We start from the raw sequence: 1,765 nt of genomic DNA on the forward strand, positions 1-1,765 counted from the left end.
AATGTATATGGAAATTCATCAATTATTAAAACAAGGTTTTAGTAAAACCAAAGTTGCTGAAAAACTAGGCATCTCAAGGTCGACAGTTTACCGTTATTTAAAGCGTAATCCAGAAAGCATGGCTGATTGGATACGAAGTACGAAAACAAGAAGAAAAAAACTGGATCCTTATAAAAATTTAATTTTATCATGGTTAAGGGAACATCCAGATATGTCAGCTGCACAAGTATTAGACTGGTTATTAGAGAAGTATAGTGATCTAGTAGTTTCAGAAAGTACTGTACGGCTATATGTAAGGAATCTTAGAAAGCAATATAATATTCCGAAAGAAAGTTCACCGAGAATTTATGAGTCGGTTCCAGAAAAGCCAATGGGTTCACAAATTCAAGTTGATTTTGGACAAACAGAACAATTCACACCAGACGGAAGAAAAGTAAAACTGCGTTTTATAGCATTTGTATTAGCACATTCTCGCTATAAATATAAAGAATGGTTGGACAGGCCATTTACTACAAGAGATGTCATTCAGGCCCATGAAAATGCATTTCGATATTTTGGAGGAATCACAGATGAATTCGTCTATGATCAGGATGCATTAATTCTCGTTAGTGAAAATGGCGGAGATCTTATATTAACTAAAGAATTTCAATCTTATAAAGAAGAACGAAACTTAAAAGTCTGGATGTGTAGAAAAGCTGACCCAGAAAGTAAAGGAAAGGTAGAAAACGTAGTTAAATATGTAAAACAAAATTTTGCCAAGCATCGTTTGTACTATGGGTTAGATGCATGGAATGAGGCTGGTTGGAAGTGGCTTGAGCGCACTGCAAACTATAAAGTTCACAATACAACAAAAAAGAGACCAGTTGAAGTGTTCGCCCTCGAAAAGCAACACTTACGTCCAGTCTCTCCAATTAGTGATAATACGTATATCACTAAACCCTTTGATACAAGTATAACAAGAACTGTTCGGAAGGACAATATTATTTGGTATAAATCGAATCGATATACAGTTCCTTTAGGAACTTTTCAAAAGACAAAACAAGTCTATATCGAAACGAAGGATGATAAATATTTAATTATTCGAGAAAGCAAATCTGGTCCCATTCTTGCCAAACATCGAATCACTTCTGGCAAAGGAAAGTTGATTCAAGATACAAGTCATATACGTGATCGGACAAAGGGAATTGATACCTATATTGAGACAGTTGCCTCGTACTTTAGCAATTCAAATAAAGCAAAACAATTTTTACAAGAAATACGTAAGGTACGACAGCGTTACATTCGAGACCAATTACAAATGATTTCTAAAGAAATTAAAAAACACAATCAAGAATTACTTGATAAAGCATTAGAAGAATGTATGAAATGGCAACTTTTTTGTGCAACGGATTTTATCGATATGGTTCAATACCTGAACCGACAAAATGTATCAAGTGTCAATAATGAAAAACGACAAATAGATGATCTTAAACAATTTAATTATTTAAGTGAGTCTGTTTCTCAGACAAAAGCTCAAACTAGAGATATTCAGGAATATGTTTCTGTATTGGAAGGTGAAATTCAATGAGTCAATTATCAACATTACAAGACACATTAAAGTCACTTCGTTTCGGAGAAACAGCTAATAATCTACCAGCATTGTTAGAAAAGGCAGAAAAAGATAATGTGACTTACGCAGCCTTTTTAATGGATATCTTGAGCTATGAGCAAAAAAAGCGTGAAGAAAAACAAATCGAAAAACGTCTTAAATGGGCTACATTCCCTT

1 protein-coding gene and 1 pseudogene are annotated in these 1,765 nt (G+C 33.9%); both read left to right on the forward strand.

Going from position 1 to position 1,765, the window contains the following annotated elements:
* Nucleotide 1 precedes the first annotated feature (1 nt).
* Entirely contained in the window at nucleotides 2-1,567 is a 1,566-nt protein-coding gene (istA, locus tag GJS40_RS13395; protein WP_270898360.1) for an IS21 family transposase, read from the forward strand.
* Nucleotides 1,564-1,765 (forward strand): annotated as a pseudogene (locus tag GJS40_RS13400) (ATP-binding protein); the annotation flags it as partial. The gene istA and the pseudogene GJS40_RS13400, both read left to right, overlap by 4 nt.

It is taken from the genome of Aliibacillus thermotolerans, assembly GCF_027853235.1.
GTDB lineage: Bacteria > Bacillota > Bacilli > Bacillales > Marinococcaceae > Aliibacillus > Aliibacillus thermotolerans.

What these genes read in the sequence shown, in the direction of transcription:
- istA (WP_270898360.1), top strand. Translation starts at nt 2, where the DNA reads ATGTATATGGAAATTCATCAATTATTAAAACAAGGTTTTAGTAAAACC.